The organism is Actinomyces oris, from assembly GCF_001937665.1.
GTDB classification, from domain to species: domain Bacteria; phylum Actinomycetota; class Actinomycetes; order Actinomycetales; family Actinomycetaceae; genus Actinomyces; species Actinomyces stomatis.
This window is the reverse complement of the sequence record NZ_MSKL01000031.1, coordinates 82526-103270: the sequence shown is the minus strand read 5'-3', so window position 1 is coordinate 103270 and position 20745 is coordinate 82526. Positions and strand designations below refer to the sequence as shown.

Sequence of the window (20745 nt, the reverse complement as noted above, 5' to 3'; positions counted from 1 at the left end):
GAATGACTGATATGACACAGAAGACGAAGGTGACGGACATGCTGAGCACGCTGCGCGCCATCCCCGGGCTGCGCCGGGCCTGGCCCGGCAGCCGGGACTCGGGCCCCGCGAGCGTGAGCATCGAGTGCGTCGACGGCCAGGGCCGTCTGCGCGCAGGGCACGTCACTGTGGGGGGCGCCCCCGATCTGCTGCCCTATGCCGTCGATCCGGCTCTTCCGGCCCTGTCCACGCAGCTGACCGGGGCTCTCGTCATCCACCGCGCCGGCCGCCGCGCCGTCGTGATGGAGAATTCCCGAGTCCGCAAGATCGTGCGGCCCCACAAGGCCGCCTCCCTGGTGCGGGCCCACACGACCGCTGCCTCGGTGCTGCGGGTCACTGGCCTGCGCACCCCCAGGATCCTGGGCAACGAAGACGATGTCGTCGACCTCGAGCTGCTGCCCGGCCGCAGCCTCGACGAGCTCGGTGACGCGGGCCTGCCCGGGTGGCAGCGGCTCACGGACTCCTGGTCGCGCCTGGGCGATGGCGAGGCGGACCTGCCCCTCCACGGGCCGCGGCAGGAGACCGAGGTGCTGCGGCGTTGGTTCGTCTCCGCCCAACGCTACGACGTCATCGATCAGCAGGGTCCTCTGCATGAGCAGGTGGTGGATACCTGCCTGAGGCTGAGGGAGAGCAGCGAGGTGCACGTCATCACCCACCGCGACCTCCACGACGGCCAGCTCCTGTGGGACGGAACCGACCTGTCCCTGCTCGACCTGGACACCGCGGCCATGGCCGAGGCGTCCCTCGATCTGGGCAATCTCTGGGCCCACGCGGATCTCATGGCGGTTCGCGGCCGGCTCGGCCCTGAGGCTCACGCCCAGGTCCGAGGACTGCTCGATGACCTGGCCCGCACGCTGCCCATGACGGCGCACCGTCTGGAGACCTACTACCGCTCCTCGGCACTGCGGCTCGTCTTCGTCCACGCCTTCCGTCCCGCCGCCCACCAGTGGCTGCCCGTCTGGGTGCGCCACTGCCTGGGACACGCCTCCCCCTTCATGCCTCTGGACCTCACCAACGATTGGAACAACTCATGACCCCTCTCAAGCTCACCGTCATCGGCTGCGGATACCTCGGTGCCGTTCACGCCGCCGCCATGGCCCACCTGGGACACCACGTCCTGGGGATCGACACCCGCCCCGAGCAGGTCGAGGCCCTTGCTCAGGGCCGAGCCCCCTTCTATGAGCCGGGACTGCCCGAGCTGCTGGTCACCGGGGCTCAGCAGGGCGACCTGCGCTTCACCTCAGCGCCGACACCGGCCGAGCTGGCCGAGGCCGATGTCCACTTCATCGCCGTGGGGACCCCGCAGTCCGCCACCGGCGGTGAGGCCGACCTGAGCCAGCTGTGGAGCGTGGTCGACATGCTTCACGACGCCCTGCCCGAGGGCGGGCGCAGCCTGGTGGTGGGCAAGTCGACCGTTCCGGTGGGCACCGCCCAGCAGGTTGCCGAGCGCCTGGCCGGTCGCGCCCTGGTGCTGTGGAACCCCGAGTTCCTGCGCGAGGGCTTCGCCGTAGCCGACACCCTCCACCCCGACCGCATCGTCTACGGGGTCCCCGCCGACCCCAATGACGCCCAGGAGGCACAGGCCGCGCTCGACGCCGTCTACCAGGACCTGCTGGAGGAGGGCATCCCCCGGATCGTCACCGACTACCCCACCGCCGAGCTGGTCAAGACCGCGGCGAACTCCTTCCTGGCGACCAAGATCAGCTTCATCAACGCCATGGCCCACCTGTGCGACACAGCCGGGGCCGACGTCACCGTCCTGGCCGACGCCATCGGCCATGACCCGCGCATCGGCCGGCGCTTCCTCCAGGCCGGCGTCGGTTTCGGCGGAGGCTGCCTTCCCAAGGACATCCGGGCGTTGCAGGCCAGCGCCGACCTTCACGGCGCCGTGCACCTGGCCGACCTGCTGGGCCGGGTCGACTCCATCAACCGTGAGCAGCGCGACCGGATCGTCGAGCTGGCCCGTACCCACGTCGGCGGTGACCTATCCGGTAGGTCGATCACCATCCTGGGGGCGGCCTTCAAGCCCCTGAGCGACGACGTGCGTGACTCCCCCGCTCTGGATGTCGCCTCCCGCCTGGCCGACCTCGGGGCGGAGGTCACTGTCTGCGACCCGCAGGCCCTGCCCGTCGTGGCCCGCTCCCACCCTCACCTCACCTTGGAGGACGACCCCCGAGCCGCGCTCAAGGGAGCCGAGCTCGTCCTGCTACTGACCGAGTGGGCCCAGTTCGTTGCCCTCGACCCCGCTGATGCCGCCGCCGGCGTCGCCGAGCGCGTCATCATTGATGGACGCAATGCCCTGGACCCGGTGGCCTGGCGCGAGGCCGGGTGGACCTACGCGGGAGTAGGACGCTGAGTCGGGCCGCTGCCGGCTCCGCCCGTGCCCGGATCCATCGGGCGGAGCCCAGTGGATCCGGGCACAATGGCGACGTGACCTCACTGCTGCCCACTCGTACCGTCACCATCGGCACCCGTGTCATGTGGGCGATCGTGCTGGTGGCCGGCATCGCTCTGGTCACGTGCGGGGCGATCGTGTGGGCACTGGGGCACTCCAGCGTGTCGGCCGAGGCCACCAACCGGCTCGAGCACAGCCGTGACCGGATCCGCCAGCTGGCCGCCGAGAGGCGAGACCCTTCCAGCGGTCAGCCCCTGGAGGACGTCTCCGAGGTTCTTCGCACTCACATCCAGCGCACGGCCGAAGGGCGCGGCGAGGCCGAGCTCGGCTTCGTGGGCACCAGTGCCGGCACGGAGCTGGCCTGGGTCTCCTCGGACAACGTCTCCTTCCGCCCCGAGGAGGACAAGCAGCTGCTCACACGGGTGACCTCCCAGGCAGCCGCCTCGGAGTCCGTCATCGAGACGGTGCGCACCCCCACATCGAGCTACCGAGTCCTCATCGTCCCGCTGCAGGGCGGCTCCCAGCACGGGGCGCTCGTGCACGTCATCGACCTCAAGGTCGCCGAGTCCCAGCTTCGGCGAACCATGGCCTTCTACGCGGCGGCGGCCGTGTTCACCGTCGCCCTGGTGACGGGTCTGGCCTGGTTCGCCGTCGAGCGGCTCCTTCGCCCCATCGAGCAGCTGCGCCGCGCCACCGAGTCCATCGGCGAGGACGACCTGACCACCCGGGTGCCGGTCAAGGGCCGAGACGACCTGACGGCCCTGGCCGAGGCCGTCAACCGGATGCTCGACCGGGTCCAGACCTCGGTGGAGGCTCAGCGCAACCTGCTCGACGACGTCGGCCACGAGCTGCGCACCCCGGTCGCCGTGGTCCGCGGTCACCTCGAGCTCACCGACCCCTCAGACCCCGAGGACGTGCGCCAGACGCAGCTGCTGGCCATTGACGAGCTCGACCGGATGGGGATGCTCGTGAACGACTTGATCCTGCTGGCCAAGAGCGTCCAGAGCGACTTCGTCACTCCGGTGGACACTGATGTCGCCGAGCTGACCGAGCTGGTCTTCGACAAGTCCCTCGCCCTGGGCGAGCGCCGCTGGAAGATGGAGTCGGCGGCCTTCACCCGGGCCATCATCGACCCCACCCGAATCACCCAGGCCTGGCTCCAGCTGGTGGCCAACGCGGTGAAGTACTCCGAGCACTGCAGCACCGTGTCCCTGGGCTCGGCCGTTCGCGACGGCCACCTGCAGATGTGGGTGCGAGACGAGGGCATCGGGATCGCCCCTGAGGACATCGACCTGGTGCGCCAGCGGTTCAAACGCACCACCGGGGCTCAGGAGCTCGCCTCAGGGACAGGACTGGGGCTCAGCATCGTCGAGACGATCGTCGCAGCACACGGCGGACGACTGGACATACGCTCTGAGGTGGGCCGAGGCTCGGTGTTCACCATGGTGGTCCCTCTGAAGACCTCCACTCCGCTGTCCTCCTCCCGAGGCGGTGCCCTCGCACCTGCCGGGGCCTCAAGCCCTGATCAGCCCCCGACAGCCTCCCAAAGGAGTCACTCACCATGAGCAGCATCCTCATCGTTGAGGACGAGCCCCGCATCGTCGCGTTCCTCACCAAGGGGCTCAAGGCGGCCGGCTTCACCACACACACCACCGCCGCAGGCAGGCAGGCCGTGGCCCTGGCGGTCCAGGAGAGCTTCGACCTCATCATCCTGGATGTGGGCCTGCCCGATATCGATGGCTTCGAGGTGCTCCAGCAGCTGCGCGGCCAAGGCGTGGGAGTGCCGGTCATCATGCTTACAGCGCGTTCCTCAGTGGCCGACCGCGTCGCCGGTCTGGAGGGCGGCGCCGACGACTACATGCCCAAGCCCTTCTCCTTCGAGGAGCTCCTGGCCCGTATTCGGGTGCGGCTGCGCCCGGATACCACCGGCCCCGACCAGATGCAGCTGACCCACCGCGACATGGTCCTGGATCTGCGTACCCGGACCCTGACGTTGGAGGGGCGAACCGTGGAGCTCTCCGCCAGGGAGTTCGCACTGGCCGAGGCCTTCATGCGCCACCCCGGTCAGGTCCTCAGCCGCGAGCAGCTCCTGAGCTCGGTGTGGGGGCTGGACTTCGACCCCGGTTCCAACGTGGTGGAGGTCTACGTCTCCTACCTGCGCAACAAGCTGGGCAGGCAGCGGGTGGAGACCGTGCGCGGCATGGGTTACCGGCTCACCTGATCCGCCACCCCCTGCGACGCCGCGCACTGGCCGGTGACCGCGGCGTCAGCCATCTGGTCAGTCGTCCATTCAGTCATCGATGTCGCGGTCGTCGTCATCGGCTTCTCTCACGCCGTTGTTCGCCGGTTTTCTGTCGTCGTCGTCATCGTCGACCTCGGTGCGGGAGTCATCGGATCGTGCGGTGGCGGCCGGGGCGGCGGGCCCGGCAGGGGCGGCGGGAGCCGGCTGACGGTTGCCATGGTCGACGGCGACAGGTGGGGCGGGGTCGACCGCCTGAGGCGCGTGGCCCTGCGTCGAGGAGTCCGATGAGTCTGCGGCTCCCGCTTCGGCGCTGCCCGGCTCGTGCTGGGTGCTGCTGGCACCGCCGGCACCCCGGCTCGGCCTCGCCGTGGTCGAGGACTGGGATGACGTGACCTGCGGGGTTGCCGTCAGGACGATTCCCGGCTCCTTCGCCGACTCGGCGGGGTGGGAGAACACCATGCGGGTGACCGCGAGCAGGAGGCCCGCTGTCACAACGACGACCGTGGTGGCAACGACGCGGCCACGACCGAAACGACGCAGCAGACTCTCCACTCCAGTCTCCCCCTTCTCCCCCGGTTGTCCTGGACCCGTCCGACTTTTGTCGACCGTAACACGAATGAGATGACAAAGCACTGGAGCACGGCACCGGGAGAATCACAGAACTGATCCGCACGCTTCTCAGAATCAGCACAACTCCAAGGCGTCCCAACGTTGCTCGGAGGTGCGAGAACTCAGGGGCGGATGTGGCCGTCGCCCTCGACGATCCAGGTCGTCGTCGTCAGCTCGCTCACACCCATGGGGCCGCGGGCGTGAAGCTTCTGGGTGGAGATGCCCAGCTCGGCCCCCAGCCCCAGCTGTCCGCCATCGGTGAATCGGGTCGAGGCGTTGACCATGACGGCCGCAGAGTCCATGCCCGCGATGAAGTCGTTGATGACGCCCACGTCCTGGGCGAGGACCGCCTCGGTGTGTCCGGTGGTGTGGGAGCGGATGTGGTCGATGGCCTCCTCCAGGCTCCCGACGACGCGCACGGCCAGGTCCAGTGAGCCGTACTCGGTGTCCCAGTCGGCTTCGGTGGCCTCGGTCAGGAGGGCAACACGCCCATCGGCCGTCGCCGCCTCGCTCAGGATCCGGTGGGCGGTGGGGTCGGTGTGCAGGACGGTGTCCTTGTCCCACAGGGCGCGGGCTGCGGCCGGTAGGTAGGTGGCGGCGACGTCGGCGTGGACCAGGAGCGTCTCGGCGGCATTGCACACGCCGACGCGCTGGGTCTTGGCGTTGACAATGATGTCCACCGCGGTCTTGAGGTCGGCGCTGGCGTCGACGTAGACGTGGCAGTTTCCCGATCCAGTCTCGATGACAGGCACGGTGGACTGCTCGACGACGGTACGGATGAGTCCGGCCCCGCCTCGCGGCACCAGGGCGTCGACCAGACCGTGGGCGCGCATGAGGGCGCGGGCACCGTCCCGACCGGCGGCATCGACGCTCGTCACAAGGTCTGCGGGCAGTCCCTGCGCCTCCAGGGCGCTGCGCAGGGCCGCGACGATGGCGGCGTTGGAGTCCTGGGCGGCACTGCCCCCGCGCAGGATGATGGCGTTGCCGGACTTGACGGCGAGGGCGGCGGTGTCGACGGTGACGTTGGGACGGGCCTCGTAGATCATGCCGACGACGCCCAGTGGCACCCGTACCCGGCGCACTCGCAGCCCGTTGGGCATGACCGAGCCGTCAACGACCTGGCCCACGGGGTCGGGCAGGGCGGCCACCTCGTGCAGGGAGTCGGCGATGGCCGACAGGCGGTCGGAGTCCAGGGCCAGGCGGTCGAGGAGACCGGCCTTCATCCCTGCCCGGCGTTCGCGCTCCAGGTCGGCGGCGTTGGCCGCGAGGATCGCTTCGCCGTGCTCGGTGAGGCTGTGGGCCATGGCCTCCAGGGCGGCGTCCTTGACGGCGCGCGGGGTCCTGGCCAGGCTCCGTTGCGCCGCACGGGCTGAGCGGGCGGTTGCGGTGACGAGCTCGTGGGCGTCGACGTCGTTCATGGGGACACCATAGAAGACGGGGCCGATGGTGTCCTCAGACTCCGGCGATGCGGGGCAGCTCGGCGAGATCGTCGCGGTGGATCACGGGAGCCACGTGATCGGGGGCAGCGGTGCCCTCGGCCCGGGCCGCCAGGACCTCGCGCAGTTCGGCGGCGGCGTAGCGGCATATCCCCCGGGCCAGGACGCCCTCGGGGCCGACAACATCGACCACGGAGCCCGACTCGAAGTCGCCGTCGACGCCGGTCAGGCCTGGCAGCAGAAGCGACTTCTTCCCCACGGTCAGGGCCCTGGCAGCTCCGGCATCGATGAGAACACGTCCTTCGGGCTGGGAGGCGTGGGCCATCCACAGCCGGCGGCTGGGACGATGGGGCCCGGTGGGCTCGAACCAGGTGCCCAGGTCCGTGGGAACCTGTTCCTGGCCCAGGAGCCCGGCGGCGTCGTCGGCCCGGGCGATGAGAGTGGTGGTGCCCGAGGCGCAGGCGATGGTGGCGGCCTGGAGCTTGGTGGTCATGCCTCCGGTTCCCACGAAGGAGCCGCGACCGGAGACGCTGACCCCCTCCAGGTCCGCTGAGGAGCGCACGTGGCGGATGGGCGTGGCGCCGGGGGTCCCGGGGCGCGCGGTCCACAGGCCGTCGACGTCGGTGAGCAGCACAAGGACGTCGGCGGTCACCAGGTGGGCCACAAGGGCGGCCAGGCGGTCGTTGTCGCCGAGGCTGAACTCGCTGGTGGCCACCGCGTCGTTCTCGTTGATGATGGGGACGGCTCCCAGTGAGAGCAGGGAGTCGAAGGTGGCGCGCACCGTGCGGTAGTGGCTGCGGATGGCGACGTCGTGGGCGGTCAGGAGGACCTGGGCGGTGACCAGCCCGTAGGCGCTCATCGCGGCCTCCCAGCGGGCGGCGAGCCGCCCCTGTCCCACGGAGGCGGCCGCCTGCAGGAGACTGAGCTCATCGGGGCGCCGGCTCAGTCCCAGGGGCACCAGGCCTGAGGCGACTGCTCCGGAGGAGACCAGGACGACGTCGTGACCACGCCGTCGCATGCCGGCGATGAGACCGGCGAGGATGTCGATGCGGTTGAGATCGAGCCCGCCGTCGGCGCGCGTCAGGGAGGAGGAGCCGACCTTGACCACCACGCGGGCGCCCTCGGGCAACCGTCCTGGACGTTCCTGCCCGTGGACCGAGCTGGTGCCGATCGCTGCTGGAGTCACTGGGGCCCTCCTGTCAGTCCTCGTCGTCGCCGTGCCAGGAGGCGGCATCGGTCCACAGGCCCTCGGCGGCCTCGTCACGCAGCTGCTGGCGCGCGGCCTCCTTGGCATCCATCATCTCGTGGTACTGGCTGCGCCGTTCCACGTTGGTTCGACGCCGACTGCTCTCCAGGCGCAGGTCGGTGCCCCGGGCACCCAGCAGCTCGGGGCCGGTGGTCATCGAGGGCTCCCAGGTGAAGAGCACTCCCCCGTCGACCTCACCGATGAGGACGGAGTCACCGGCGTGGGCACCGGCCTTGACGAGCTCGTCCTCGACCCCGGCCGCGGCCAGACGGTCGGCGAGGTAGCCCACGGCCTCGTCATTGGAGAAGTCGGTCTGACGCACCCAGCGCTCGGGGCGCTGACCGCGGACCTGGTAGACCTGCCCCTCACTGGGATGGGCCAGCAGACGCACCTGGGCGACGCTCTCCTTCTCTCGACGTCCAACCGCCGCGGGCCGGATGATGGGGCGCGACTCACCGGTCCCGTCGGCTCCACCGGAATCGCCGTCGCGCTGGGGGGCCGCCGGAGCTGTCTCGCGGGCCCGCTCGACCTCGCCGGCCAGGGCGAAGGACAGGGGTCGCAGCCCCGTGTGCGCGACCGCAGAGATAATGTGAACGGGCAGCCCGCGGGCCTCGATGTCGGCGCGCACGAACTCGGCGAGCTCGGCGGCGTCGGTGACGTCCACCTTGTTGAGCACCACGATGCGGGGGCGATCCATGAGCGGGACCCGGCCGGTGAGGGAGGGATCGTCCTCCTGCTCGCCGAGGCGCTCGGAGTAGGCGGCGAGCTCGGCCTCGATGGTGTCCAGATCGGACAGGGGGTCGCGCCCCGGCTCGAGGGTGGCGCAGTCCAGGACGTGGACGATGACGGCGCAGCGCTCGATGTGCCGCAGGAAGTCCAGTCCCAGTCCCTTGCCCTGGGAGGCGCCGGGGATGAGGCCGGGGACGTCGGCGATCGTATAGCGCACATCGCCCGCCTCGACAACCCCGAGGTTGGGCACGAGGGTCGTGAAGGGGTAGTCGGCGATCTTGGGGCGGGCCGCGCTCATGGCGGCGATGAGGGAGGACTTCCCGGCGCTGGGGTAGCCCACCAGGGCCACGTCGGCGATGGTCTTGAGCTCTAAGGTGATGTCCTCGGCCTGACCGGGCTCACCCAGGAGGTGGAAGCCGGGGGCCTTGCGCTTGGAGGAGGCCAGGGAGAAGTTGCCGCGCCCACCGGTGCCGCCCTCGGCGACGACGATACGGGTGCCCTCCCCCACGAGGTCGGCGATGACCTGACCGCGTGAGTCCTTGACCACTGTGCCCTCGGGAACGGGCAGGACGAGGTCCTTGCCGTCGGTACCGCGACGCCAGTCCCCCATGCCGGGAGTACCGTTGCCGGCCCGCTGGTGCGGGGACCGGTGGTAGCTCAGCAGGGTCGTCACCCGCGGGTCAACGGTCAGGACGACATCGCCGCCATGACCACCGTCGCCGCCGTCGGGCCCGGCCAGGGGCTTGAACTTCTCACGGTGCACGGAGGTGCAGCCGTTGCCGCCGTCGCCGCCGGCCACGTGGAGGACCACTCGGTCAATGAAGCTGGGCATGGGGTCTCCTGTGAGTCCGGGATAGCGCGAGAGAGCGGACGGCAGCTGCCGTCCGCCCTCTCGCGACGCGTGATGTGCTCGGGGCTCAGGCCTCGGGGAGCACGACGTTGACGACCCGGCGACCGCGGAAGGTGCCGAACTCGACGTTACCGGCAGCGGTGGCGAACAGGGTGTCGTCGTTGCCGCGGCCGACGTTGCGGCCCGGGTGGAAGTGGGTGCCGCGCTGGCGGACGATGATCTCGCCGGCCTTGACGAACTGGCCGCCGAAGCGCTTGACGCCGAGGCGCTGCGCGTTGGAGTCGCGACCGTTACGGGAGGAACCAAGACCCTTCTTGTGTGCCATGGTTGAAGGCTTCTTTCTTCTCGAGCGTGTGCGTTCAGGATGCCCGCGTACTGGCTGACGCCGGGGCGGTCACTTGATGGCGGTGACCTTGACGGCCGTCAGCTGAGCGCGGTGGCCCTGGCGCTTGCGGAAGCCGGTCTTGTTCTTGAACTTGAGGATGTTGATCTTGGGGCCCTTCTCGTCGCCGATGATCTCGGCGGTGACGGAGGACTTGGCCAGATCGGCGGCAGAGGTGGTCACCTTGTCGCCGTCCACCAGCATGACGGGGGCGAGGGTGACCTCGTCGCCGATCTCACCAGCAAGCTTGTCGACAACCACGACGTCGCCGACGGAGACCTTCTCCTGACGGCCGCCGGCCTTGACGATCGCGTAGACCACTTGAATGCTCATCTCTGTAGATTCTTCGAAAGGCTCTCACACGCTGCGAGACCTTGATCGGCCTCGCAGGGAGGGCCCTGTCTGGGCAATGGCGCAAGACGCACCGGCAGATAACTCTAGGCGATCATGTCGCCAGCACCAACCTCCGGTCCGCCCCACCCCCTGTGTTCTTGGGCACGGAGACCTCGTCAGGCCGACGCCTCCGGGATGTCTGAAGAATTCTCCGGCGAGGGCGCAGTGCTCGTCGCCGTGGCCCGCCTCCTTGTTCTCCTCACGGGCTTCTCATCCGCCGGACCCTGAGGCGCCTCGCCGGACTGCTGCTCAGCAGGTTCCTCAGAGTTCTTGGCGGCCTTCTTCCCAGGCTTCCTACCGGCCTTCTTCCCAGGCTTCTTATCGGCCTTGTCTCCGCTCTTCTCACCGGCCTTCTTGGACGACTTCTTATCAGTCGCCTTCCTTGACCGGGTCTTGACCGGCTCGTCCTCGACCGGGGGGACCTGAGCGTCCTGGCCGCTGGCAGGTCCCTCAGTCTCCACCACGTCATTGACACTGCCGCTCGCGCCCGTGGCCGAGCCCTCAGCGTCCCCCTGCCGCTCATGGGAGTCCTGCCCCTCGAGCTGGGCGTCCTTGTGCGCCTGCTCGGCAGCGGCCGCGATCTGGGCCAGGGCGCCACGCACCGCCGCCCGGGCCTCATCATCGGCCCCGGACTCGGGTGATCCGGTGACGTCGCGCTCCACGGTTCCCTTGCCGCGACCGGACTTGGCGCTCTTGGAGCCCTTGGTCTCCTGGGAGTCCTTCTTGGCCTCCTTCTTACCGCCACCTGCGGCAGCCTGCTCCTCACGGTTCTTGCGTCCACGCGAGCGCCCGCCACCGCGTGAGGCGGAGGCCGACATATCGACCTGCTGGTTCTCCACGGGCTCATCGTGAACGATGAAGCCCCGGCCCTTGCAGTGCTCACAGGTGGTGGAGAAGGCCTCGACCAGGCCCTGCCCCACCCGCTTGCGGGTCATCTGGACCAGGCCGAGCGAGGTGACCTCGGTGACCTGGTGGCGCGTACGATCGCGTCCCAGGCACTCCACGAGCCGGCGCAGGACGAGGTCCCGGTTGGACTCCAGGACCATGTCGACGAAGTCGATGACGACCATGCCGCCGATGTCACGCAGGCGCAGCTGGCGGACGATCTCCTCGGCGGCCTCGAGGTTGTTGCGGGTGACGGTCTCCTCCAGGGTGCCTCCCGCACCGGTGAAGCGCCCGGTGTTGACGTCGATGACGGTCATCGCCTCGGTACGGTCGATGACCAGGGTGCCGCCACTGGGAAGCCAGACCTTGCGGTCGAAGCCCTTGGCGAGCTGCTCGTCGACGCGATGGGCGGTGAAGACGTCCTCGGGGCCGATCCAGTGCTCGAGGCGCTCGGACAGATCCGGACTGACGTCGTCGATGTACTGGGAGATCGTGGACCAGGTGTTGTCGCCGGAGACGATGAGCTTGCGGAAGTCCTCGTTGAAGACGTCGCGGATGACTCTCACGGCGAGCTCCGGCTCCCCCTTGAGCAGGACTGGGGCCTTGCCACTGCCCTTCATGACGGAGGACGCCTTCTTGTCGATGGCCTCCCACTGGGCCACAAGCCGCTCGACGTCAGCGGTCAGCTGCTCCTGAGTGGCCCCCTCCGCGGCGGTGCGCACGATGACTCCGGCCGAGTCGGGCACGATCCGCTTGAGGATCTTCTTCAGGCGGCTGCGCTCGGTGTCCGGAAGCTTGCGCGAGATCCCCGTCATGGTGCCTCCGGGGACCAGGACCAGGTAACGGCCCGCCAAGGTGATCTGGCTGGTGAGGCGAGCGCCCTTGTGGCCGATGGGATCCTTGGTGACCTGGACCAGGACGGTGTCACCGCTGAAGAGGGCGTCCTCAATGCGGCGGGGCCTGCCCTCCAGACCGGCGGCGTCCCAGTTGACCTCTCCGGCGTAGAGCACGGCGTTGCGCCCCTTACCCAGGTCCACGAAGGCGGCCTCCATGGAGGGCAGGACGTTCTGAACCCGACCGACGTAGACGTTACCGACCATGGAGGTCTGCGTGTGCCGGGAGACGTAGTGCTCCACGAGGAGCCCGTCCTCCAGGACGGCGATCTGATTGAGGCCATCGGACTCGCGCACGATCATCTGCCGGTCCACGGACTCGCGACGAGCCAGGAACTCGGCCTCGGTGACGATGGGACGACGACGCCCGGCCGCCCTTCCCTCGCGGCGACGCTGGCGCTTGGCCTCCAAGCGGGTGGACCCCTTGAGGGCGGTCACCTCATCACGCAGGTCGCCACTGTCCGAGCGGGTACGGGACCGACGCCGCCGACGGCGCGATCCGGACACAGTGCTCGTGGCGGTCTCAGCGGAGGCCTCGGCGGAGGGCTCGCGCGAGGGCGCCGCATCGGCTCCGTCCTCCTCCACGGCCTGCGACTCATCGTCGGAGTCGTTGCGCGCCGAGTCGTCGCCTCGCGAACGCGAGCGACGACCGCGTCCGCCACGGCGGCGCTTGCGGCGAGCCCCGCCCTCGCGGGCGTCCTCCGACGAATCGGCCCGGATCTCGTCGGCCCCGTCGGCACCGTCGGTCTCTGAGACCTCGGCATTCTCGGCATCGGGCGAGGAGTCCTCGCGGGCCTCCTGCGGAGCTCCGGTGTCGGCGACCGCTCGCCGGCGACGGCGGCCGCGGCCACCGCTTCGGTCGGCTCGGGGCGACTCGGCCTCATCATCTTCTTGCAGCCTGTCGGCGCCAGCCCGAGCGCCGACGCCCTCCCCCTCATCCGCCCAGTCCTTGGCGCCCTGGTGACGCGAGGCGGTCGGTGCCGCCTCGGGGGCGGCGGTCGCCGCGGTGACCCGCCGGCGGCGACGGGCCCGACTGGGATCGGGGGCCTGGAACAGGAGTGAGGCGGCGGGAAGGCGGGGGGCCTCGAGGTCCCCCTCATCCGACTCCGCCCCGGTGAGCTCGTCCTCCTCCTGCCGCGTGTCGGGCTCCTCGCCGTCGGTCTCGTCGGCCTCGATCTGCTCCTCGGCATCCTCCTGTGTGGCATCAATGCTCGGCCCGTCATCCTTCGAGCGCGGCTCGTCGGACTCGCCCACCTCGGCGGTGGCGACACGGGGCTCAGCGACAGGAGCCGCCTCGGGGGCGGCGGAGGCCGCGACGGCCTTCCGGCGACGACGCGGCGGGGCCGACTCAGCAGCCGGGGCCTGCGGGATCTGCTGCGCGCCGGACTCTTCGGGCCCGGAGACGGTGATGGCATCCGAGACACCCACCGAAGCGGGCTGCTCGGCGACAGGAGCCTGGGCGGGGGCGGCCGCGGCCGCGGTGACCCTGCGGCGGCGGCGCGGAGCCGGGGTGCTCACGGCATCGCCGTCACCGCGCTCCTGCTCGTACGATTCTGTTGATTCTGATGTGGTGCGACGTGCCATGGGGCTTGCACTCTCCGAGGCCGACGCCGTCGTCGTACCCTCGACGCGCCAGCGCGGTTGTGCTCCCCAGCGGGAGCAGCGAAAAAGTCTTGAACGCGCCCGCTAGGGCGCACGCCTTGCCTCTCGTCCACACAGACCGGGCTCGCAGCGGCGCAGCTCAGGCGGCGCAAGGTCCTCGGACAGGGTCGGTCGGAAGGCGCGGCTCCAGGTACTGGTACGAGGCACCTGACGCCGGCTCGAAGTATCCCACACAAACGCCGATAAGCGCTTGTGCGACTCATGGTGTCCCCGATCTCTTCGCACGTTGCCCTCATCACCCACCCAGCGACCGCCCGCCCCTCGGCCAGACATGCGACAGCCCCACTCATTCTGTCACGGACTTTCGTCCCCATTCAGCGACAATCACGTCTTCAACATCTGCTCGACGAAGTGCCGCGACAACACCTCTCCGGCGATGTGCCCACAAGAAGAAAACCGGTCGGGTCGCGGGCCGCAACACCTTCGAATCCCATACGTTTCACGACATCGTGTCACAGATGCTCTATAATATCCTTATTGACCTGTAGGACGCTCTACAGAACCTCTTATCGATCTCATCGTCATCTCCGAAAGGTGGCACGGATGGCCATCTCTCCTATGGCGCTGGACTCTCTGGATCTGGCGCGCTGGCAGTTCGGTATCACCACCGTCTACCACTTCATTCTGGTTCCGCTGACCATCGGGCTGTCCCCGCTGGTGGCTCTCATGGAGACGCTGTGGCGCAGGACCGGCAACAAGCAGTGGCTGGTGGCCACCAAGTTCTTCGGCAAGATTCTGCTGATCAACTTCGCGCTGGGCGTGGCCACCGGCATCGTTCAGGAGTTCCAGTTCGGCATGAACTGGTCGGAGTACTCGAGGTTCGTCGGCAACATCTTCGGCGCCCCCCTCGCCTTCGAGGCCCTGCTGGCCTTCTTCATGGAGTCCGTCTTCCTGGGCCTGTGGATCTTCGGATGGGACCGTCTGTCCCCCAGACTGCACAACCTGTGCATGTGGGCCGTGGCCGCCGGCACGAACTTCTCCGCCTTCTTCATCCTCACCGCCAACTCCTGGATGCAGCACCCGGTGGGCGCCGTCGTCAACCCCAAGACGGGGCGCGCCGAGCTCGACGGCGTGAGCGGTTTCCTCAAGCTCCTGTCCAATGAGCTGGTGTGGGCCACCGTGCTGCACGTCATTTCCTCAGCCCTGCTGGTGGCCGCCGCCGTCGTCATGGGCGTCTCCGTGTGGTGGATGGTCAAGGCCGCCCGTGCGAAGCAGGACTTCGAGGCCCGTGAGCTGTGGCGGCGGGTCGCCCGCTTCGGCGCCATCACCATGGTGGCCGCGGGCCTGGTCACCGCCGGTACCGGCCACATGCAGGGTCAGCTGGTCGCCGAGTACCAGCCGGCCAAGATGGCCGCCGCCGAGGGCCTGTGCCACACCGAGGCCGGAGCCCCCTTCACCGTGGCCGCCTTCGGGGACTGCAAGAATGAGGACGGCATGGTCCGATTCATCTCGGTTCCCGGTGTCTACTCCTTCATGGCCACCAATGACTTCAACGCCGAGCTCACCGGACTCAAGGAGTCCGGCGACACCTACGCGAAGCACTACGGCACCACCGATGCACGCGGCAACTCCGTCGACTACAGCCCCAACGTCATGGTCAACTTCTGGTCCTTCCGCCTCATGATCGGACTGGGCATGGCCTCGATGGGACTGGGGGTCCTGGCCCTGTGGCTGACCCGCTCCGACAGGCTCATCTCCCGTCCGATTCTGGGCAAGGCGGCGCTGGCCACCATGTGGCTGCCGTTCATCGCCTGCTCCTTCGGCTGGATCTTCCGTGAGATGGGCCGTCAGCCCTGGGTCATCGTCCCCAACCTGTCCGATCCGGTCTCCCAGGTCTACATGCTCACGGCCGACGGCGTCTCCTCCGTGGTCTCCTCGGGCACGGTGCTGGCCTCAATGGTCATCTTCACCCTGCTGTACGCCGCGCTCGGAGTGGTCTGGTTCGTACTGCTGCGCCGGTACATCCGTGAAGGGGTGCGCACCCCGGTGCCGGACAAGGCCGGGACGTCCAAGCAGACGGACCAGGACAGCAAGGACACGGACGCCGGCGACGACGACTCCGTTGACTCCTCCGAGGCCGCCCCGGCCCTGTCCTTCGCCTACTGAACCGAGGAAGGTAGAAAACCCATGACACTGAGCATCCTCTGGTTCATCCTCATCGCCGTCCTGTGGATCGGCTACCTCACCCTGGAGGGATTCGACTTCGGCGTCGGCATGATCCTGAAGATCCTGGGCCGCGATGAGCGCGAACGGCGTGCGACGCTGGCCACCATCGGCCCCCACTGGGACGGTAACGAGGTGTGGCTGCTGACCGCCGGCGGGGCGACCTTCGCCGCCTTCCCCGAGTGGTACTCCACTCTGTTCTCCGGGGCCTACATCGTCCTGTTCATCATTCTGCTGTGCCTCATCGTACGTGTCTGCGCCATCGAGTGGCGTCCCAAGGTCAACTGCCAGACCTGGCGCGACCGCTGGGACTGGGTCCACACGATCAGCGCCTGGCTGCCCTCCATCCTGTGGGGCGTGGCCTTCGCGAACCTGGTTCAGGGCATGCACATCGAGGTCGTCCAGATCTCCAACGGCGCCGCCGTCCCGGCCGACCAGGTACCGGCCGACTCCCTGGTGGCCGGCGCCGCCCACCAGATCACCGGAGGCCTGCTCACCATGGTGACTCCCTTCACCCTGCTGGGTGGTGCCGTCACCTGCCTGCTCTTCCTCAACCACGGCGCACTCTTCGTAGCCCTCAAGACCACTGGTGATCTGTCGCAACGAGCGCTGCAGATGTCGCGCCGGCTCGCTCCCGCGGCCACTGCGGTCACCGCCGCCTGGGCCCTGTGGGCACAGCTGGCCTACTCCAACAGCGCCCTGTCCTGGATTCCGTTGGTCATCGCCGCTGCCGGGCTCATCGGCTCCCTGCTCATGGGACGCACCGGGAGCGAAGGACGGGCCTTCGCCCTGCACTTCGTGGGAATCGCCTTCGCCGTCGTCTTCATCTTCGCCGCGATGGCCCCCAATGTCATGCGCTCGTCAGTGGACCCGGCCTACTCGCTGACGATCCAGCAGGCCGCGAGCGCCGACACGACCCTGCTCATCATGACCGTCGCCGCGGCCGTGTTCGTGCCCGGGGTCCTGGCCTACACGATCTGGAGCTACAAGGTCTTCGCCTCACGCATCAGCGTCGAGAGCATCGACCCCGACCAGGGCGGCCTGCACCCCACGCTGGTGCGCGACTCCGCCCAGCCCGAGGCGCACTTCGGGTACTGACCGACGGCTCGACGCATCGGCCGGGGGTTCCAGGCCCTTGGACCTACTCCCTTATCCTTGAGCAGGTGAAGCCCCTCGATCCCCGGCTGATGCGTTACGCCCGCTCCGCCCGCCGATACATCGCCGCCACCGCTGTCACCGGAATGGTGACCGCCGTGCTGGTAGTGGTTCAGGCCTTCCTCATCTCGAGTGCGGTCTCATCGGTCATCTCCGAGGGGACAGGGCCGTCGGCCGTCAGGGCGCTCGTGGTGGCTCTGGGCGGGGTCATGGCGGCCAGGGCACTGGTGGTCCTGCTCCAGGAGATTCATGCCCACCGGTCCGCCACGGAGACGATCGTTGAGCTGCGTCGGTTGGTTCTGGAGCACGCTTCCCGGTTGGGCCCCCGGTGGCAGGCGCTTCACGGGACACAGACCGCCACTCTTCTGACTCGCGCGCTGGACGACCTCGAGCCCTACTTCACCCGCTACCTGCCCCAGCTGGTGCTGGCCTCCACGGTGACACCGGCCACAGCGCTGGTTCTCCTCACTCAGGACTGGTCGGCCGCAGTGGCCGTGGCGTGCACCCTGCCCCTCATCCCGATCTTCATGATTCTCATCGGGAGAATGACCCAGTCCGTGTCCCAGGAGCGTCTCAAGACCATGCAGATCCTGGGTGATCAGGTGCTTGATCTCATCTCGGGGCTGCCCACCCTCAAGGCGCTCGGGCGCGAGCAGGGGCCGGCTGAGCAGGTGCGTTCCCTGAGTCGCTCCTACCGGCGCACCACCATGTCGACCTTGCGGGTCGCCTTCCTGTCGGGAGCGGTCCTGGAGTTCATCACGACGTTGTCGGTGGCGATCATCGCCGTCCAGATCGGGTTCCGGCTCGTGGCAGGACGCATGGATCTGTTCACCGGTCTGCTCGTCCTCATGGTGGCCCCTGAGGTCTATCAGCCGCTGCGGCAGGTGGGTTTCCAGTTCCATGCCTCGGCCAACGGGGTGGCGGCGGCGAACGCGGTCTTCGAGGTTCTTCAGACCCCGGTGCCCGAGCACGGCGACCTGCCGGCCCCCGACCTGCGTTCATCGACGATCGAGCTCGATGCGGTGTCGGTCGCCTCCCGGGGTGCGTGGGCCCCCGCCGGCCTCAGTGCCACGATCCCTCCCGGCAGCCTGGTGGCGCTGACCGGTCCGTCGGGTGCGGGTAAGACCACGACGACTCTGGTCCTCCTCGGTCTGCTGCCCCCCGACCGGGGGCGGGTGAGGGTCGTGCCCGACGGCGGTGATCCCGGCGGCGCCGTCGACCTCGCCGAGATCGATCCGGCCACCTGGTGGGAGCAGATCGCCTGGGTGCCCCAGCGCCCCACCATCACCCCGGGCACAGTGCTGGACAACGTCCTGGATCGTGCCGAGCCGGACGCCTCCACAGCAGGGCCCGTGCCCGACGTGCTGGTCGAGGCAGCCCGGGCCACCGGCTTCGATGAGGTGGTGGAGGGCCTGCCACAGGGGTGGCAGACCAGGGTGGGCAGCGCTGGAGTCGGATTGTCCGTGGGGCAGCGTCAGCGTCTTGCCCTGACCAGGGCCCTGTGCTCAACGGCACCTCTGGTGGTCATGGACGAGCCGACGGCGCACCTCGACGCCGCCAGTGAGGCCCATGTCCTCGCCGGAGTCCGTGCGCTGCACGCCTCGGGGCGCACGGTGGTGGTCATCGCGCATCGCCCCGCGCTCATGGCCCTGGCCGAGCAGACCATTGCCGTGACGAGCGAACCGGTGGCACCGACGTCACCAGCAGGTGCCTCACCTGACCGGGCACCCATCCGTGAGGCAGCGGCGTCGCAGAAGGAGGCCTTGTGAGTGCTGCGAACCAGGTGAGCCCCACGAGCCCGACGACGTCTGCCCTCTCCCCCGCACTGTCCGCCGATGAGCGACGCTCCCTGCGTCGGGCGGTGGGTCTGCTGAACCTGGACCGATCACGCTTCGCCCTGGCCGTACTCGCCGGCACCGCGGCCATGGCCTCGGCCGTGGCCCTGTCGGGGGTGGCGGCCTGGCTCATCGCACGGGCCTCCCAGATGCCCGACGTCGTCGCGCTGGGGGTGGCGCCGGTGGCGGTGCGGCTCTTCGGCATCTCGCGCTCCGTGCTGCGCTACTGCGAGCGGCTCGTCTCCCACGACACCGCTTTGAGGGGCATGGGTGCTCTGCGTACCCGCCTCTACGTGTCTCTGGCCTCGGCCCGCACGGACACGGTTGCGGGACTTCGCCGCGGCGATGTCCTGGCCCGAGTGGGTAGCGACATCGACGCGGTCGGGGACCTCATCGTGCGCGCCTACCTGCCTGCGGCGGTCGCAGCCGTCCTGGGGGCGGTCACCTGTCTCGGCGTCGCCATGGTCTACTGGCCGGCGGGCCTCATCCTGCTGGCCTGCCTGCTGCTGTCGGGACTGGTGGCCCCGCTGGCCACTATCCGCTCCGCAAGAATCGCCGAGCAGGCCCGCCAGAGGCAGGCCACCGAGCTGTCCGCGGAGGTCCTGGCGGTCCTGGAGGGGGCGCCTGAGCTGACCGTCAGCGGGCGTCTGGCCGGCTCGATGCGCCAGGTCGCCTCCCGGGAGGAGAGCCTGAGCCGTCTGCGGGACCGGGCCGCGGTGCCGGCCGCGATCGCGGCGGCCGTGGACGCGGCAGCCATGGGGATCGCGGTCGTGGGCAACCTGGTCGTCGGGGTGAGCGCCGTGTCCGCCGGGCGGCTGGCCCCCGTCTGGTTGGCAGTCATCGTCCTGGTTCCGCTGGCGGCCTTCGAGGCTGTCTCCGCGCTCGGCCCGGCCAGCGTGCAGCTGGTGAGATCGGCCGGTGCCGCCTGCCGCATCGTGGAGCTCATCGAGGCGGCTGAGGCCAGTACCGGCACCGGTGACACGCCGTCCTGTGCGCCTCGGGAACTGCCCGAGCCCTGCGCCCAGGGCCCGTGTCTCAGGGCGAGGGGCCTGGCGGTGGGCTGGCCGGGCGGTCCGGTTGTGGCCGAGGGCATCGACCTGGATCTGAGGGTCGGTCACCGGGTGGCGATCGTGGGGCCGTCGGGGATCGGCAAGTCGACGCTGCTGGCCACGCTGGCGGGACTGCTGGAGCCTCGGGGCGGCACGCTGACGCTCGACGGCGTCCCCCCGTGGCAGGCCGCGCGCTCCGAGGTGGCAGCCAGGGTGTGCCTGACCGCGGAGGACGCGCACGTCTTCCACACTAGCGTCCTGGAGAACCTGCGCGTGGCGCGGGGGGACATCACCCCCTCCGAGGCCGGCGAGCTGCTGAGGCGGGCCGGCCTCGGGGACTGGCTCGAGGCCCTTCCTGAGGGGGTTGAGACCGTCATCGGCACGGATGCCACGACGCTGTCGGGTGGGGAGCGGCGTCGGCTCCTTCTGGCCCGGGCCCTGGCGGCTCCGGCCCCTCTGATGCTGCTGGACGAGCCCGGTGAGCATCTTGATGCCGCCACTGCGGACCGGCTCGTGACCGACCTGCTGACAGCGGGTGACCGGGGCCGCGGCACTCTCCTGGTCACTCATCGCCTCAGCGCCCTGGGGCACGCCGACGAGGTCCTCGTCATGGGACACCGGCCGCAGGCCTCCGGCGAGCAGGTGCCGGCGACTATCCTGCACCGAGGCAGCCACCGTGAGCTCCAGGACGTCTCCGAGACCTACCGGTGGTCGCTCTCCCAGGAGGATCAGGACAGGCAGCAGGACCACGTATCCGGTATGAGCTGGACGAGCTGAGCACG

At 69.3% G+C, this 20745-nt stretch carries 15 protein-coding genes; 8 read left to right on the top strand and 7 right to left on the bottom strand.

All coding sequences use genetic code 11. From position 1 onward, the window contains the following. The first annotated feature begins 11 nt into the window (after nucleotides 1–11). The 4 genes from BKH28_RS12210 to BKH28_RS12195 all read left to right on the top strand — a co-directional run bounded on the left by BKH28_RS12210 (nucleotide 12) and on the right by BKH28_RS12195 (nucleotide 4655). The gene (locus tag BKH28_RS12210; protein WP_075419053.1) at nucleotides 12–1073 is read left to right on the top strand and encodes a phosphotransferase; all 1062 of its coding nucleotides are present in this window, start codon (nucleotides 12–14) and stop codon (nucleotides 1071–1073) included. Further along, on the top strand, nucleotides 1070–2395 hold the full coding sequence (locus BKH28_RS12205; RefSeq protein WP_075419052.1) for a UDP-glucose dehydrogenase family protein: 1326 nt from the start codon (nucleotides 1070–1072) through the stop codon (nucleotides 2393–2395). The genes BKH28_RS12210 and BKH28_RS12205 overlap by 4 nt, the downstream gene beginning before the upstream one ends. Before the next feature lie 74 nt (nucleotides 2396–2469). Then, nucleotides 2470–3999, top strand: a complete 1530-nt coding sequence (locus BKH28_RS12200) for a sensor histidine kinase (protein ID WP_075419051.1) — start codon at nucleotides 2470–2472, stop codon at nucleotides 3997–3999. Then, nucleotides 3996–4655: a response regulator transcription factor gene (locus BKH28_RS12195; RefSeq protein WP_075419050.1), complete on the top strand. Its 660-nt coding sequence runs from the start codon at nucleotides 3996–3998 to the stop codon at nucleotides 4653–4655. The genes BKH28_RS12200 and BKH28_RS12195 overlap by 4 nt, the downstream gene beginning before the upstream one ends. Nucleotides 4656–4724: 69 nt before the next feature. Here BKH28_RS12195 and BKH28_RS12190 read toward each other — a convergent pair whose 3' ends face one another. The 7 genes from BKH28_RS12190 to BKH28_RS12160 form a co-directional block, all read right to left on the bottom strand. Next, complete coding sequence (locus BKH28_RS12190; protein ID WP_075419049.1) at nucleotides 4725–5228, bottom strand: ubiquitin carboxyl-hydrolase; 504 nt, start codon at nucleotides 5226–5228, stop codon at nucleotides 4725–4727. A 179-nt stretch (nucleotides 5229–5407) separates the two neighbouring features. Beyond that, nucleotides 5408–6703 (bottom strand): glutamate-5-semialdehyde dehydrogenase, encoded by a 1296-nt coding sequence (locus BKH28_RS12185; protein ID WP_075419048.1) that lies wholly within the window; start codon nucleotides 6701–6703, stop codon nucleotides 5408–5410. Nucleotides 6704–6737: 34 nt separating this feature from the next. Then, the gene (gene proB, locus BKH28_RS12180; RefSeq protein ID WP_075419070.1) at nucleotides 6738–7832 is read right to left on the bottom strand and encodes a glutamate 5-kinase; all 1095 of its coding nucleotides are present in this window, start codon (nucleotides 7830–7832) and stop codon (nucleotides 6738–6740) included. A gap of 88 nt (nucleotides 7833–7920) precedes the next feature. Further along, nucleotides 7921–9528 (bottom strand): GTPase ObgE, encoded by a 1608-nt coding sequence (gene obgE, locus BKH28_RS12175; RefSeq protein ID WP_075419047.1) that lies wholly within the window; start codon nucleotides 9526–9528, stop codon nucleotides 7921–7923. Between the two features lie 85 nt (nucleotides 9529–9613). Next, nucleotides 9614–9871, bottom strand: a complete 258-nt coding sequence (gene rpmA / locus BKH28_RS12170; protein ID WP_003785909.1) for a 50S ribosomal protein L27 — start codon at nucleotides 9869–9871, stop codon at nucleotides 9614–9616. A gap of 69 nt (nucleotides 9872–9940) precedes the next feature. After that, the gene (rplU, locus tag BKH28_RS12165; protein WP_004565174.1) at nucleotides 9941–10261 is read right to left on the bottom strand and encodes a 50S ribosomal protein L21; all 321 of its coding nucleotides are present in this window, start codon (nucleotides 10259–10261) and stop codon (nucleotides 9941–9943) included. Between the two features lie 176 nt (nucleotides 10262–10437). Next, on the bottom strand, nucleotides 10438–13683 hold the full coding sequence (locus BKH28_RS12160) for an Rne/Rng family ribonuclease (RefSeq protein ID WP_075419046.1): 3246 nt from the start codon (nucleotides 13681–13683) through the stop codon (nucleotides 10438–10440). Between the two features lie 621 nt (nucleotides 13684–14304). Here BKH28_RS12160 and BKH28_RS12155 point away from each other — a divergent pair. The 4 genes from BKH28_RS12155 (at nucleotide 14305) to cydC (ending at nucleotide 20740) form a co-directional block, all read left to right on the top strand. Next, nucleotides 14305–15867, top strand: a complete 1563-nt coding sequence (locus BKH28_RS12155; protein ID WP_075419045.1) for a cytochrome ubiquinol oxidase subunit I — start codon at nucleotides 14305–14307, stop codon at nucleotides 15865–15867. Nucleotides 15868–15888: 21 nt separating this feature from the next. Beyond that, complete coding sequence (gene cydB / locus BKH28_RS12150) at nucleotides 15889–17022, top strand: cytochrome d ubiquinol oxidase subunit II (RefSeq protein WP_075419044.1); 1134 nt, start codon at nucleotides 15889–15891, stop codon at nucleotides 17020–17022. Between the two features lie 65 nt (nucleotides 17023–17087). Beyond that, entirely contained in the window at nucleotides 17088–18848 is a 1761-nt protein-coding gene (gene cydD / locus BKH28_RS12145) for a thiol reductant ABC exporter subunit CydD (protein ID WP_178388884.1), read from the top strand. Then, entirely contained in the window at nucleotides 18845–20740 is a 1896-nt protein-coding gene (cydC, locus tag BKH28_RS12140; protein WP_075419043.1) for a thiol reductant ABC exporter subunit CydC, read from the top strand. Before cydD ends, cydC begins: the two co-directional genes overlap by 4 nt. Nucleotides 20741–20745 lie beyond the last annotated feature (5 nt).